Origin of the sequence: Larkinella punicea, from assembly GCF_003334855.1 — a bacterium.
Taxonomy (GTDB): Bacteria; Bacteroidota; Bacteroidia; order Cytophagales; family Spirosomataceae; genus Larkinella; species Larkinella punicea.
This window is the reverse complement of the sequence record NZ_QOWE01000026.1, coordinates 92498-108316: the sequence shown is the minus strand read 5'-3', so window position 1 is coordinate 108316 and position 15819 is coordinate 92498. Positions and strand designations below refer to the sequence as shown.

Genomic DNA, 15819 nt, shown 5'->3' with positions numbered 1-15819 from the left:
ACTTTCAGACCAAACTCTGAAAGTGCGGTTTAGTTAAAACCGTATCATTTAACCAACCTCTCTATTTTTTATGAAAACGAAGCAAATTTTTGCCGGCCTGTTAGCTCTGGGTATGCTGGCTTCCACCCCACTGACCATCATCGCCGGTACGCCGGGATCTGACAAACGTCCGGGAAAAGTCGTCGCCAAAACCGTTACCTACGCGGTTGATACCGAACAGAGTACCGTGGTCTGGAACGCCAAGAAAGTGGGCGGTGAACATACCGGAAACATCAAATTATCGAAAGGCGAATTCGTTTTCAATGGCAACAAGTTGACAGCGGGTACGTTTACGGCCGACATGACGACACTCAGCGAGAATAAAAACAGCGAGCGCGTGGTGAACCACCTGAAAGGCGATGATTTCTTTTCCGTCGAAAAGAACCCAACAGCCGCTTTCAAAATCACGAAGCTGGATGCCATTTCGGGAGCCAAAGCCGGAGAAGCCAACTACAACGTAACCGGCGATCTGACCATCAAAGGAAACACCAACCCCATTACGTTTCCGGCGGTTGTGAAAGTAGCGGGCGACGCGGTGGAAGCCACGGCGAAACTGGTTGTCAACCGGCTGGCGTACGACATCAAATACCGGGCTGCGGTTATCGGTACGGCGGCTGATAAAATCATTGAAGATACCTTTACGCTGGATCTGAAACTGGTCGGCAAGAAATCGAAACCGATGTAATTCAGAATCGTGCAGTTCCTGCTCACCGTTTTAAGTCATTCGCTGTCAAAAGAATTTACGAATTTTCATTAATTAATATTATTTTTAATGAAAACCGCTACATTCTGATGGCAACGAATGACTTTTTTATGGCATTCGTTGCTCAACAACAAACCACAAAGAATACCTGACCAATTAGTATGAACTATAAAGACTATTTACCAAAACCGCTTTCCATCCTGCTGAATACGGGGTTGCTGATCGGGCTGGTTTCGTTTACGATACAAGACAATCCTAAAGATCAAAAACCGGATGAGAGCCGGTTTACACCCGTCGTCATTGCCGAGAATTTAGACGAACCGATGGTCTTTGAAGTGCTCAAAGATGGCACAGCTTACATCATTGAACGCAAAGGCGCTTTCAAAAAATACGACCCGGCGACCAAAACCGTCAATCTGATTGCGACCATTCCCGTCAACACCAAATACACGAGTGCCGAAGGCGTCTCGCGTGAAGCAGAAGAAGGGCTGATGGGGCTGTCGCTCGACCCCAATTTCGATAAAAACCACTGGGTGTATTTGTATTATGCCCACCCGACCGAAAAAAAACACATTCTGACGCGCTGGAATCTGGTCGATGATAAACTGAGTTCCGAAAAGGTGGTGCTGGAAGTAACAACCCAGCGCGAAGTGTGCTGCCATACCGGTGGTGGGATGACCTGGGACAAAGCCGGGAACCTCTACCTGACCGTTGGCAACAACACCGGCAACCAGCAGGCGGCCCAAACCGACGAACGGCCCGGTCGCGCCAGTTGGGATGACCAGGGACACGCCGGCAATACCAACGATTTACGCGGTAAAATTCTGCGCATTCACCCCGAAGCCGACGGTTCTTACACCATTCCGGAAGGCAATCTGTACCCGAAAGGAACCGACCCGTCGGACCGCGCCAAAACCCGCCCCGAAATCTATTCGATGGGCCACCGCAACCCCTGGCGGATTTCCATCGACAGCAAAACCGGCTTTCTCTACTGGGGCGAAGTCGGCCCCGATGCCGGTGAAGACACCGAAATTGGTCCGCGCGGGTACGATGAACTGAACCAGGGCCGGAAACCGGGCAACTTCGGCTGGCCGTGGTTTGTCGGCAACGACCAGGCTTTCCCGGTTTTCGATTATGCAACGAATAAACCGCTGGACAAAAAAGACCCTAAAAAACTTGTTAACAATTCGCCCAATAACACCGGTTTAACGGAACTACCACCCGTAGCGCCTTCCTTCATTTATTATCCATACGGTATTTCGGAGAAGTTCCCGCTGGTAGGCAGCGGTTCGCGCAGTGCGACGGGTGGCCCGATTTATCACCGCTCCGATTTCAAAGATCCCAAGCGTCCGTGGCCAGCCTATTACGAAGGAAAATGGATTGCGACCGACTTTTCGCGGGGCTGGATTATGGCCATTACGATGGACGAAAACGGCGATTACAAATCCATGGAACGGGTGTTGCCCAACTACCGCCCGGTTGAACCAATCGACATGAAATTTGGGCCGGATGGTGATTTGTATACACTGGAATACGGCAGCAACTGGTTCCGAAAAAGCGATAATTCGCGGCTGGTTCGGCTCGAATACAACGGCGGGAACCGCAAACCGCTTGTTCAGGCAGCCGCCAGTAAAAAAGGCGGCACGGTTCCTTTTCAGATCACCTTATCGTCGGAAGGCAGCAAAGACTTCGACGGCGACGCGCTGAAATACCAGTGGAAAGTGACTTCGGCCGGTGGTGCCGCCCGGTCGTTTACAACCGCCAACCCAACGGTAACCTTCGATAAACCGGGTGTTTATACCGCCACGCTGACGGTGAGCGATCCGAAAGGCGCCAGCAACAGCCAGTCGGTAAAAATCATCGCGGGGAATGAACCGCCCGTTGTGGCCGTGAATTTGACCGGTAATAAGTCCTTTTTCTTTCCTGACAAACCGATTCAGTATGCGGTTCAGGTCACCGATAAAGAAGATGGCAGCCTCGCCAAAGCGAACGCGGCTCCAGGGCAAATCAGTCCGTCGCGGGTGGCCATCAGCATCGATTACACGTCCGAAGGATTCGATTATGCCGAAGTGATTCAAAGTCAGCGTAGTGTCGATGCGTCCACCCAGTTCGCCGTGGCGCAGACCCTGATTGGCCAGAGCGATTGCAAAGTCTGTCATCAGGTTGCCACTAAATCCGTTGGGCCGTCGTTCCATGACATTGCCAACCGCTACAAAGGCAAATCCGAAGCGTCGGGTCAATTGGTCAAAAAAATCATCAACGGTGGTGGTGGCGTCTGGGGCGAAGTCGTGATGCCCGCTCACCCGGCGATGTCGGCCGGTGATGCCGCTGCGATTGTTAAATACATTCTGAACAGCACCGAAAAAACCTTGAGCACCTTACCGACGCAGGGTAGTTATGCGCTCAAAATTCCGGAAGGCGACAACGGAAAAGGGACGGTCCTGGTGCGGGCGGCTTATACCGACCGACCGGTCAAAACCATTCCCTCGCAGACCTCGGAAAGTCAGCTAATTCTGCGCAACCCGGAAGTTAGCCCGGCCGATGCCGAAGTGACCAAAGGCGTCGATATCAAAGCCCGGGGCATGGGAACCGGGGTGAGTTTGGTGGCTTTTTCAAAGGGGTACATTGGTTATAAGAAACTGGACCTGACCGACATCAAACAACTGGAACTGATTGCTTCGGCCCAAAAACGCGATGGCAGTGTCGGTGGCACGATTGAAATCCGACTGGACTCTCCAACGGGCGATCTGATCGGCCAAACCGTTGTGGAGGTGGCTCAACCGAGAGCGCCGGGGGCTGCACCCACGGCGACGGCCATTCAAACCGCCGGGGGCAATGCGTCCACAGCCGGAACGGGTGCTGCGACTCCGCCAAAATCGACAACGGCGGTTGCTCCTTCTTACACGCCCCGCGGCCCGGTTCCTCTGAAAGTTGCGCTGAAAGAAACCAACGGCGTCCATGATGTCTACCTGGTTTTCAAAAATGACCAGGCGAAAGCCATCGAGCCGCTACTGTCCCTGGTCAGTATCAAGTTCAGCCCGGTGGAAAAATAGGCGGATTTGTGTTCAAATGAATCGAGCCAGAGCCGAGAAAACCTCCGTTCGGGCTCGCTTCGTTTTGACCTTTAGCTAAAAGCGAGATTGCCTTCCTGCAACGCTTTTTCGTATTTTTCTTTGTTAAACCGGAACAGGTACGGCGACTTGAAAGCCCCGCCTTTCCGCTGTTCTTCCAGCCGTTCGATGATGCCCAACGCCCGCATTTTCTTGGAAAAATTACGGGGGTCCAACGGTCGGTTCAGGATGGTTTCGTAGAGCCGCTGGAGTTCGGGCATGGTAAATTTTTCGGGCAGCAGATTATACCCGACCGGTTGCCAGCTCAATTGAACGCGTAACGTCCTGAGAGCCACGGCGACAATATGATTGTGATCGAAAAGCAAGGAAGGCAATTTTTCAACATCCCACCACCGGCATTCATCCGTCAGAAAATCAGCGGTGGGGGTTACTTTCGAAAAATCGACCAGAGCAAAATAACCAATCGAAACCGTGCGGTCGGGCCATTGTCGGGACGATGTATCCGGCCAGCTCAGTTTCTGGCTGATTTCCTGCCGGTTATACCGTACGTCTTCGCCAAAGGTGTGAAACTGCTGGAGAAAAAGCTCCTTGATTCCGGTGCGTTCTTCCAGAATGCGTTGAGCTGCCACATCGACCGATTCATTCTTGTAGATAAAACCGCCCGGCAATCCCCACTCCTCGGTCTGCTTCCATCGTAACAATAACACTTTTAACTGGTTATCATAAAATCCAAAAATCACGCAGTCGATTGAAAGGCCCAACACACACCGTATGTCGACCTCTTTGAAATACTCCTCCAGTTGTTTTTTGTAATTCATAGGGAAAAAATAAAAAATAAGCTTTATGTATTCCTTACATATACACTATTTATTTTTATACCCTGTCAGCGGTCGCCGACCCTGACAGGGTTAAACCTACCCATGATGAAATCATTCCCCATCCGAGTTTTTCTGGGTTTTCTGTTTGTGACCCAGTTTCCATCCGTTCAGGCGCAGCAAGCGCACGTTAATTTAGACTGGAATCCGCATAAAAACACCCAAAACCTGAATCCCTTTGGTGCTAACGTCATCTCACCGGAGGTTAGCGACGACCGCATGGTAACGTTTCGACTCAAGGCACCCCGGGCGCAGGAGATTCTGTTAACCGGTGGACCCATGCTGCTGGCACTCAAAGCCAGTAAACCGATTCCGTTTAAAAAGGACAACGATACGCTGTGGACGCTGACCGTCGGGCCGGTGAAACCGGATATTTACGTCTACAAATTTATCATCGACGGTGTAACCGTGGTCGATCCCAACAACACCCTAACCGGTTTTTCGGATCAGCCCGGCTACAGCCAGTTGGTCGTTCACGGCGATAGCCCGGCGTATTACGATGCCCGCCAGGTACCCCACGGGACCGTAAGCCGCCACACATACCATTCGGATGTGCTCAAGGGCGAACGTGAATTGTACGTCTATACACCACCCGGTTACAACCCGAAGAAAAAATACCCGGTTTTATACCTGTTGGGCGGAAGCGGGGAGTTGGCTTCTACCTGGTCGCTGGACGGTCGGGCCAACTTTATTGCCGACAACCTGATTGCGGAAGGCAAAGCGGTTCCGATGATTATTGCCATGCCGAATAACCAGGTCATTCATCGCAGTGACCCAAGACATACCGAATTGACTTTCAAGCTGTTTGAAGATGAATTACGGAAGCAGATTGTTCCGTTCGTCGATAAAAACTACAGTACGCAAACCAACCCCAAAGGCCGGGCGTTGGCAGGTCTGTCGATGGGCGGACGACATACGCAACTGGTGGGTTTCAATTGTCTGGATTTGTTCAGTTCGTTCGGTTGTCTGAGTTCAGGAGATCTGAACACGGAGCAAGCCAGCGCATCCTTTCTGAACGACCCGGATATCAACAAAAAAGTAGATTATCTCCTGGTTGGGCAAGGACCCGGCGAAATAGCCACCATTGGGCTACGGGCGGTTGCGTTGCATGAGGCTTTGCAAAAACACAATGTGAAGCACGATTATTACGTAGGGGGCGATGGTGCTCACGATTGGGCAACCTGGCGACATTTGCTCTATTACCGCTTGCTGCCCAATCTGTGGCGAAAGAAATAGTTTAGTTTTCTCCTGCCCTGCCGGTTATCAACCCGGCCATGTTTTATTGGTACGGCCATCGATGGAGTGCTTACCGGGGCCTACAAAATAGAGAGTAAAATAAATAAGAAAATAGAGCAAGGGCATCTCTTTTTTTCCAAAAGGGTCAGCACCGTGCGCAAAAAAGGTGACAACCAGCATGTTGATCATCAGGATGATGGCTGCAATCCGCGTTTGAAAGCCAAGCAGAATTAGAATAGAACCAGCAAATTCTGCCAGCATAGACAGGATCAACGATGGCATACTACCGATCCCGATGGGGTCGCCAAAAGTGAAATTACCGGCTAGTACTTTTGTAAATTTAGGCCAGCCGTGTGTCAACATGAGGGCCGCTACGCCAATTCGCAGTATCAAGAGTGAAATATGCACCATGGATGGGCTAGCCTTTGTTCCTAACAGTGGTCTCATAGCAGATTGTCTGGTTACTTACCTAAACGGCCTTTCGCAGGTGTCTGTTTAGGTTTTTTTGCAAAAGTTCGCTTCAGTCAAATCCAGGGTCAAGGTCTGGTCGCTTCCATCTGCATCGACTTTCCATCCAAATCTTCCATTTTTTGAACACTGTCATTTAGTTTCCCATTCGTGGATAACACTCTAAATCAGTTCTTTATATAACAAATAGCAGCTTGTGAAATCACACTCTATCAAAAAATAGCGTGTTTTTTTTAATTAAATCTATCATTATTACCAATAAAATTAAGTATTATTTTATAAAATATTTTTATAAGTTTATACAAATTTTTAAAACAAAAAATATACTATATGATTAGAATAATTGGTATACCATCGAACCATTTTATAGCCTCTTACATGACCGAAATTACCAGATCGGTACATTTAAGTATAAACATCATTTTTGACATTCAACAAGTTGAAAAGATCGTAAAACATCAACCTATTGATTGGATTTTATTTGACATTTATGAAAAATCGACAATTTATTTTGAAATTCTGCAAGAATTACGATTTCGTGATCAACGTTTCCAATTAGCGATATTAGTAGACAATAGCGTAATTTATAATAAAATTATCGACTATCATATTCAGCATTTAAAGCCCGATTTAGTCTGTGGTTTTCATGAATTACCACAATGTTTAAGATTAATTTCCCTGGGACAGTGCTTTCTGCCCTCATTACCCCCAATATCAAGAACGCATGCTATACAAGGATGGAATGAATTGACGGGGCGTGAAAAAGAAGTATTGTGGGAATTAGCGGAAGGCAAATCTACAGCGGAAATAGCCGGTCTATTATACATCAGCACCAAAACAGTCGAAAACCATAAGGCAAGTATTTCTTCGAAGCTAAATGTAAATGGAGGGCCGGGTTCTTTATTAAGATTCATTTTTAAAAACAAAGTAGACATTTTATCAACTAAATATTAAATATAGAAACAAAAATAGGTAAACTATCCTAAAAATATACATAATATCACTCATGTAGTCAAGGAAAGACTTTATGAATTTTACAAAAACACTATCGTAAAATTCACATCCTTGCTATCATGAGAAAAAGAATCTACCTTGCAGGAAGGAATCGTACCTTCATAAACTTAATAGCATTATTGGCGCTATTAAGTTTACCATCTTTTCGATTTAGTAACATAAATAGGGAAGGAAAAATCCCGTCTATTTTGCTAAAGAATATGGAGAACCCCGCTAAATACATACTTGAAAAGAGCCGAAACCCGGGAAGCGGTAAATCCAGGAGATCGATTCTTTCTCCTTCCTATCCATCCCCCAATCGAAAATCAGCCTCCTCGGGTAGTGATCCGATTCGTTTTGTTTTTTACACCAATAAAAAGCAGGTTAGCCTTGGTGAAGAAGTGGAATTAACGATAACGGCTCACTACATGGCCATGCATCCCGGCTTGTTAGCGACCTTTCCCGGCTCAAATGCGTTCAGTCTCAAAGTGCTCGTCCCGGACGGTTTCGTTCAAACGGGCGGTGACTATGTCGACCTGATCGGTACAGAGCTTTCTACCCACCGGAAAACGGTTACTTATTCTCTCAAGGGTAAGTTTGTTTCAATTTCCAGCAATCACACCTTCCGCTTGCTACGAAGCCATAAGGACGCCGGTGCTGACAGCAAATTTATAGAAAAAGGCAAATTCCAGATTCATTGCCAGAACTCCGCCGAAAGCCTTGCCAATGCTGGTTCTTTGAAAGGATCGCGAATTGCTGTAGGTGAAGTTGCTTGTACACCTTTTTCAATTGTGTGTTCTGGTAACAACTTTGAGATTCGCAATCAAACTATTACTGTAGCCCAGACAGGCACCTATTCGTTGGCGGTTTCTTACCGTTCCCATGAAAAATCTGCGATTGGGATCGTGCGAATCGATGGTGTTGCCCAAAATGTAGCGTTTGCCATGACTACTTCGTACATAAATCAGGTCGTAGGTACCGTGTCACTCAGTGCGGGCGCTCACACGATTGGATTAAGTTCAGGTACCGAAGGTGGCCTGGTTTGTTTTAATAACATCTGTCTGACCAACGCTGATAACTCTTGTAGCTATACACCATCTGCTACCGTTAGCAATATGACCCCAGGCTGTGGGACTTCGGTAAATTTAAGTGCAACCTGTGAAGGTAGTGACTGTGCTGGGCTAAATTATAGCTGGAGTGGAAATGGCGTTGATCAACATGGCCAGACGATAAGCGTGAATACGCCTACCAGCGATGGATCTTATACCTACACAGTTACGGCAAGTAAAAGCGGATGCAGTAAAACAGCACAAACGGCAGTTACTGTTAACGGGTGTGGATCATCACTTACGGGTTGTTATATCATCCGCTCAAAAAAAACCGGTCAAGTATTACAATCACTAGCGGGTGATGTAGTCGAACAACGAACCGCCAACAACCAGGCAACCCAGATATGGAAAGCCGAAAGTGTAGGAGCCAATCAATACCGTTTTACCACACAGGATGGCTCCGGCAAAACCATGCAGGTCAATGCCGCCAGCCAAGGCGAATTACTCCGAATCGGAACCTACACCGGAGCCGATTTGCAGAAATGGACACTTCAAAGCGACAACAACGGCAGTTATCGGCTCAGCACCTCCAATGGGCTTACCTGGGATATGCGAAATTATGGCGCAGAACCACAGCTTCAGTTGTGGGGGAATCTCACCGAAGGTTTCGCCGACCAGCGTCTGTTTACATTCGAGTCTACCGGTTGTCCTACCACTCCTCCGGTAACCGGTTCCTGCACCACCTCGCGAAATGCCGACTCCCCAACCAACCTGGCCGGCGGTTTGACGTATAAGTATTATCAAAGCATCGCCAACAACGACTGGTGCTCAGCCACCGGACTCGGCAGTCAGGCTGTCGTTAGTTCCGGCTCGGTCGGCACCATTAGCCTCACGCCCCGCCAGCGCGACGACCATTTTGGCTTCGAATTTGCCGGATATATTCAAGTCCCGGCTGATGGACAGTATACATTTTTTCTTAACAGCGACGATGAGTCCCGGCTCAGCATTGGGGGGCAATTGATCGTCGCTCATAGTGGTTGCCACGGCACGACAACCGCGGGCCAGGAACCCACTGGTATGATTTGTCTACGGGCGGGTTATCACCCCATTCAGATTCTTTACAGCCAGGGGGACGGGGGCTTCGGATTCCAGACGTTCTGGCAGGGGCCCACCTTTGCCAAGCAGGAGATCCCCGCCGGAGCCTTGTTTCGCAGTGGAAGCGCTACTGTCGCCTGTGACTTTGTCGTCAGTGCCACTGCGCCGACTACGGCTAATTGCACTAGTGCCATTACTCTCAATGCCCCCTGCACAGGAATTGATTGCGACGGGGTTAGTTATCAGTGGAGCACCGGACAAAACGGTCAATCAATCAACACCAATGTTCCAAGCAATAACGGTACTTCTACCTACACCGTAACGGTTAGCAAGAATGGGTGCAATAGCAAAACGGCAAATACTAGTGTAACCATCATAGGGTGTACAACTCTTAGCTTTCAAGATATGGGGCGAGCTGGGACACGACGCGACCAATTTGACATTGCTAAATCTAATGCTCAAAATGGAATTATTGGCATTAGTGATATTTCAAACTACAGTGTTAGCGGATACAATTCATTGTATTTTATAAACGATGTCTACGTTGGAAAGAGCTTAAATAACTATCAACTACCTGTTAATGCTAAGTACATTGTAGACAAATTGATCACAAAGTCTGATGTAACAAATGGATACCACCGTGTTGACGATTTGTGGAAACAAAACAGTCAAGATTCTCAATGGATCAATAGTTGGCACCAGCAAATAATCGATACGTATGATGGAAGTATGCCAATAGGAGATCAGACCGTAAGTGACGGTAAAGGAAAACTACTACCTCTATACGAAAGCTGGTTTATCAGGTCAAATAATTGGAATTCTGAATTTTTGAAAAGCACTTCCCCTTTAGCATTACCTCCCGGGAAAATTTTTGGAGGAGATCCTTTAGATGCAACTGCAAATTTAGATGATTATCGTTCACATGGATGGAACGTATTTCATCGATCACACATCAATGGCCAAGATATACCATTAAGTGAGCGATTGGTGATGCCTAATTCTGATAATTTTAAGCAAGGCCTTCAAAATTCAAGCATACCTAATAAAAATTACTCTAATGGAAATCCTACCTATGAACAAGGTGTAGCATCCCAAGATTATGCAGGAATTGATGGCTTCGGATGGCTAATTGATCAAGTTGGAGAAGGTAATAATTTTGTTTTAGGAAATAGTGATGGTTATTTAGGGTACCATGAACGGTACAAAACAAGAAATCCAAATAGCCATACTTTTGGCAATTACAGCTCAAATTCTTTTCGTTATAGAGCCTTCTCCTACAATTTCCAGCCTCTTGGTGGCGGCTCACGTAATCCTTTAAATTTTAATAATTATTTACGCCCGTATCAAAGTCAGCAACAAGCAAGGATGGGAGTCAATGGAAACGCAGACCCATTTTATTCCGATCATGGCGGAAAAAGTCTGAGTAGTATAGGAGTAGAGCAATTATTGAACCTCTACCCTTTTGATGTAAATGACATTGATATCATTTATGTAAAACTACATGAAATGGATATTATGTTAAAGCAAGATCCTAACAACAAACCAATTGGCTATTTCTGGCCGCTTAGGGAAAATCCCGCGGGAAGTAGTGGAGGAGATGCTTCAAGTGGACAAAATTCTTATGAATGGGAGCATGAAACAACAAACCCTATTGGAAAAGTACGTCAAAAATCACACAGCATTTGTAGTTTGATTGCAGCAGAAGTATTTGCATTTGATATGATAACTCGTGGAAAAGGATTAGTCTACTTTCATAATTTACCTTTAACAGGCAATGATCGTAATAAAATTGGTAGTAGTGAATTTTACCCGACCACATGGATACCGAACCCTGGAAGTACCAATAACTTTCCTTTTGTGACATCAAGTGAGGGAATAGTCCCATTATCACCATTAGTAGGTTTTGACGCAAGCTATCACGGACGTATCAAAGCACAAAGAGCTTTAAATTGGCTAGAAACGGCAACTCCGAATTGGGAATACGCGACATACACATTAAATGGCTCGACGCGTACCGCTCCTGCAGATGGATCAGCTATTCTGCAACATGCATCTGACTATAAGCCCATGGCAATGATTTTACATAACGGCAATAAGAAAGTTGTCTGGGCATTTGACCCATACTGTCAACCAAATTCAATACAAACAATTAATGTAAACCTTAATGACGGGTCATCAGTCGATATAATCCTTAAAGGCAATGCATTACATGTTGTCTTAATTAATTAAGATACTCTAATTTCCGTGTATTAACTTTTAAACCAGTAAAATAAACTTCTCATAAATGGTCGTTATATAGCTATGTAACGACCATTTATGAGAAGTTTATTAAGAAACAATTATGATAACCAAGAATAACACAGCAGTAAAAATAAAGAGCTACATAGGCCTGTCACCGCAGGAATATATAACGATTACTTTTTTTTCTATTTTATTTATAATTAAAAAATTGCCATTCATCTTATACAATGGTCAAATAAATCCTGATGAAAGTCAAATGTTAACACAGGCAATTACGTTAGAATTTGATCCAATATTTTGGCGATCAGTTGATGGAACTACCAGTGGCCCAATTAACAGCTATATAATTCTTTTATTAAAATATATAGGATTACCATTTAATTACTTAACGCTTCATGCTACAGCTACAGGATTAGTCATATTTTCCTTATTCATTACGTATCTTACATTAAAGCTATTTTATACTACTAAAGTGTCATTCTTAAGCATTACAATAATATACAGTTTTTTTTTCTTCACCAATCACAATGATTTTAACCATTATAATAGCGAGTTACCATCATTTTTTTTAATTACTTTAATTATTTACATATTGGCCTATATATATCGTACCAAAATAGTATCAATATATTTATACATTCTATTAAGTATCATTTGCTGTTTAATACCTTTCGCAAAACTGCAAGGAGGGCCGCTTGCTATTCTATACTTATTATATGGATTTTTTATTATATTAAAAACAAAATTAAATAAAAAAGATAAAATAGCAGCTTTTCTAGGTCTTGGTAGTGGAATGGCAATTGTAGGAGGATCTTTATTGGTATATTTATTATACAATAATATATTATACGATTTCTATATAATGTATATCAAAACCAATTTAAGCCACTATAATACGGGTGATCCGTTTAGTTTATTTATTAAATTAATATTCAAATCGTCTTACGATTATCTATTTTTTTTAATATATAGCACTGCAGTTTGGTTATTTTTTTTCATAATTATTAACAATAAACATTCTTTATATATAATATATAAAGATAATGTATTCATTTTTTTATCAATAAACATTGTACTTTCTTACCTTATTGTTACTCGCACAGGCTATACTTTTGAACATTATTTATTCTACACACTTTTTCCTATCACTTTACTCACATCATATATGCTAAGCCATATCTTTGAGTACAGTGACATTAAAAAATATACTTTTCCAATAGTAAGTATAATGATGGCTGTATTATTCATCGGCCTTGTTACCGTGTACACATTTAAGTATAATAGAAAAAATCAAAATTTCAAGAGATTTGAACCTGCACAACATGAAATTAATGTTATTAAATTAATTAACTACTACACTAAACCAACTGATTGCCTTGTCGTATGGGGATGGAATTTGACTTATCATACTCTTACCGGATTAAGGCAAGGCACTCGAGAAAATCACTCAATACGATGCATGACAACTAACTCTTTAGGCGCTATCCACGACCCTTATCTTATTGAATATTACTGTCGGCAATATGTAAATGATATCAAACGGAATCGACCTGCTGTATTTATAGATGAAGTTAGAATGAATTCAATTTTTGAAGATCCAAATTTGGTTGCACACCAAACTATTCCAAATTTAAAAAATATCATTTCGACAAACTACACACTAATAGACCAGCAAGCAGGGGTTTTAGTATATGTAAGAAAAGACATATTGAAAATTCGTGGAAAACTGAATTTGGACTTGCAATAGTATAGTGAGTGGAGATTTTTAGGCGACCCTTAAGAGACTTGCCTAAAAATGGTCTTTAAATTCGTTTAAGCATAGTGCGAATCATGGCTAGTTGAATCATAGCTTCTGACGACTTGACCGATCTTTCGTAATCGACACTTAATCGGCGGTGTTGATTTAACCAGGCAAAGGTGCGCTCTACAATCCATCGTTTCGGTAATGGAATAAATATTTTTAAACCAAACGGTTTTCGTACGATCAGCAATAGCCAACGGTACATTTTCTTAACAAGCGTCTCAAAATCACCACTATAACCTCCATCCGCAAAGATGACCACTAAGCGGGGAAACATCGCTTTACGACTGAAGAGTCGGGCTAAAACAAATCCCGCTCCTCGACGTTCATCAATATCGGCTCGGTGAACGACCACCGCCAATAACAAGCCCAGGGTATCGACGACAATATGCCGTTTACGGCCCTTGACCCATTTGGCAGCATCAAAACCGCGTTGACCACCTACGCCGGTTGTCTTAACACTTTGGCTATCAAGAATACCTGCAGAAGGACTGAGTTTGCGTCCCGCCTTTGAACGGATTTTTTCTCGTAATGCATCATTTAGTTCTTGCCAAATTCCCAACCGACGAAACTTGGTATAGTAATAGAACACGATTCGCCAAGGTGGTAAGGTCATTGGGCATCAGCCGCCAGGGAATACCACCCTTGACAACATAAAAGATAGCATTAAGGACATTACGCAGTTCATATTTGCGTTTTCGTTGGTCGGCAAGCAGTTCTTGGATAACCGCGTGGATTTCTATGGTCTATGCAAGTGGTGACAAATACTTTTCGTCATATTTTTCACCCCGCTTAACAACTGCATAAATTCGGTGAATAAGTTTATTCCGAATGGCGTTCAAGACCAACATTTTGTTCTTGCCTTCACTGACTTTTCGCTGGTAGTAGTCCTGGAGTTCGCCTTTCATTCGAATGGCTGACATAGCCCCCAAATGAAATAGCGACTTCAGCCGTTTACGAGCCTGATGGCTTACTTGGGTTTTGCCGCGGACACTTGTTCCTGAACGGTGCTCAAAGGGGGCAACACCCGCATGACAGCGGGGCGGCCCGTGCCGCCATTTTTTTAGGATCTTTGATGGCTTTCAGTTCGTTGGTAGATACCAATATTTCGGTAGCGGTGGCAGAACCAACACCAGGAACAGAGACGATTAATTCAAAAAGCTCTTTAAGCCGACTGTCGCCTTGAATGAGACTATCAATATGCTGGTCAATGGCTTTTTGTTCGGCTTTCACAGAGCGGCTAATGAATTTTTGGACGTGGCCCGTAGCTGTTTTTGTAAGGGGGTACCAACAAACGATTCTTGCTCGGCCAAGGGGCCAGCTAAGAGATTATGTGCCTGAATAAGTCGCTGACGAACAGCACTTAGGAAGGAAAGTTGCTGGATGATTTGTCGGGGCGGCTCCCACAGACGCATTCGGTCTCGGAAACGATAGGCGTACTCGGCGATGCGTCGAGCATCAACTGCATCGCTCTTGCCCCGTTGCATCCCACCGGCTTGTTTGATCTGCGTGCTGTTCTCTAACCAAATCGGCAGGCTCGCCTTGTGGAGAAATTCGAGTAGATGGGCATTATAAATGCCGGTGTGTTCCATGCAAAACACGGTTTGTTTAAGATTCCAGTTGACGATTTTTTTCAACTGCCGTAAGGCTGTTTTAATCCCAGTAACGGTGTTGGGTGTAGTCGTTTGTGAAACCAAAGCCTTGCCATCAAAGACGGCCCAATCGAGTGTTGCTTTACTAATATCAATGCCGACGTAGTGGTGAATGTCCATAAAAGCGTTTAGTTTTGGTTGTCAGTCAACCGACCGCTCGGGCGGCCCCGTTGCCTTTGCTCAAACCCTTCTAATGGGCCGCGAACCCGTCTTTCTATTCGAGCCTTTGCAAGTCTAACAGAGTGGGGTTCTGAATCCGCGCATAGGTCTTTCTCCTTAGCGGCCCCTTAGTTTACCCCACTCTGGTTGACTGATGGCAAGCTACCAATTCTTAGTTTCTTACCACCACACAAACCTAAAGGGCGGCCCCGTTGCCACTGGGAGTTGGTGAGATCAGTAGGATACATTGGTGGTTCTTTGTTCCTACCAACTTACCGGCTCCTTATTTTATTTCAAAGACCATTTTTAGACAGTCTCTAAGGAACTGTAAAAATATGATTCCTCTTAACTGGGCGTACGGTAGTTGAATAGCGAATGTTGTCACAGCCCTGTGCCATTGTGCCAATCCTCAATGCATCAAAGGTAGCTAACCGATA

General features: G+C 44.8%; 13 protein-coding genes. 6 read left to right on the top strand and 7 right to left on the bottom strand.

From position 1 onward, the window contains the following. Positions 1-70 precede the first annotated feature (70 nt). Together DUE52_RS26365 and DUE52_RS26360 are read left to right on the top strand one after the other, a co-directional pair. Positions 71-724, top strand: coding sequence for a YceI family protein (locus DUE52_RS26365; protein ID WP_114409077.1), 654 nt, complete (start codon positions 71-73; stop codon positions 722-724). 179 nt (positions 725-903) lie between these two features. Continuing rightward, positions 904-3795: a PQQ-dependent sugar dehydrogenase gene (locus tag DUE52_RS26360; RefSeq protein ID WP_114409076.1), complete on the top strand. Its 2892-nt coding sequence runs from the start codon at positions 904-906 to the stop codon at positions 3793-3795. 71 nt (positions 3796-3866) lie between these two features. Here the strand turns inward: DUE52_RS26360 and DUE52_RS26355 are convergent, their stop codons facing one another. Next, on the bottom strand, positions 3867-4631 hold the full coding sequence (locus tag DUE52_RS26355) for an NUDIX hydrolase (protein WP_114409075.1): 765 nt from the start codon (positions 4629-4631) through the stop codon (positions 3867-3869). 102 nt (positions 4632-4733) lie between these two features. Here DUE52_RS26355 and DUE52_RS26350 point away from each other — a divergent pair, with 102 nt between their 5' ends. After that, on the top strand, positions 4734-5924 hold the full coding sequence (locus DUE52_RS26350) for an esterase (protein ID WP_229312317.1): 1191 nt from the start codon (positions 4734-4736) through the stop codon (positions 5922-5924). 27 nt (positions 5925-5951) lie between these two features. Here DUE52_RS26350 and DUE52_RS26345 read toward each other — a convergent pair whose 3' ends face one another. Then, positions 5952-6371, bottom strand: coding sequence for a DoxX family protein (locus DUE52_RS26345; RefSeq protein ID WP_114409073.1), 420 nt, complete (start codon positions 6369-6371; stop codon positions 5952-5954). Positions 6372-6770: 399 nt separating this feature from the next. Here DUE52_RS26345 and DUE52_RS33020 point away from each other — a divergent pair, with 399 nt between their 5' ends. From DUE52_RS33020 to DUE52_RS26330, 3 genes are all read left to right on the top strand, one after another. After that, positions 6771-7346, top strand: a complete 576-nt coding sequence (locus DUE52_RS33020) for a response regulator transcription factor (RefSeq protein WP_133299952.1) — start codon at positions 6771-6773, stop codon at positions 7344-7346. Positions 7347-7465: 119 nt separating this feature from the next. Continuing rightward, complete coding sequence (locus DUE52_RS26335) at positions 7466-11758, top strand: PA14 domain-containing protein (RefSeq protein WP_114409071.1); 4293 nt, start codon at positions 7466-7468, stop codon at positions 11756-11758. 112 nt (positions 11759-11870) lie between these two features. Beyond that, complete coding sequence (locus tag DUE52_RS26330) at positions 11871-13517, top strand: hypothetical protein (protein ID WP_114409070.1); 1647 nt, start codon at positions 11871-11873, stop codon at positions 13515-13517. Between the two features lie 55 nt (positions 13518-13572). Here the strand turns inward: DUE52_RS26330 and DUE52_RS26325 are convergent, their stop codons facing one another. Genes DUE52_RS26325 through DUE52_RS32865 form a run of 5 tightly spaced genes read right to left on the bottom strand, consistent with a single transcriptional unit; the run spans position 13573 to position 15343 of the window. Beyond that, entirely contained in the window at positions 13573-14187 is a 615-nt protein-coding gene (locus DUE52_RS26325; RefSeq protein ID WP_229312316.1) for an IS5 family transposase, read from the bottom strand. Then, positions 14108-14287 carry a transposase gene (locus tag DUE52_RS33155; RefSeq protein WP_374755924.1) on the bottom strand — a complete coding sequence of 60 codons (180 nt, stop codon included), beginning with the start codon at positions 14285-14287 and terminating at the stop codon, positions 14108-14110. Before DUE52_RS33155 ends, DUE52_RS26325 begins: the two co-directional genes overlap by 80 nt. Positions 14288-14317: 30 nt before the next feature. Continuing rightward, on the bottom strand, positions 14318-14641 hold the full coding sequence (locus DUE52_RS32875) for a transposase (RefSeq protein ID WP_229312318.1): 324 nt from the start codon (positions 14639-14641) through the stop codon (positions 14318-14320). Then, entirely contained in the window at positions 14583-14804 is a 222-nt protein-coding gene (locus DUE52_RS32870) for a transposase (protein WP_229312315.1), read from the bottom strand. Before DUE52_RS32870 ends, DUE52_RS32875 begins: the two co-directional genes overlap by 59 nt. Beyond that, positions 14801-15343 (bottom strand): IS110 family transposase, encoded by a 543-nt coding sequence (locus tag DUE52_RS32865; protein ID WP_229312314.1) that lies wholly within the window; start codon positions 15341-15343, stop codon positions 14801-14803. The genes DUE52_RS32870 and DUE52_RS32865 overlap by 4 nt, the downstream gene beginning before the upstream one ends. Positions 15344-15819: the final 476 nt, after the last annotated feature.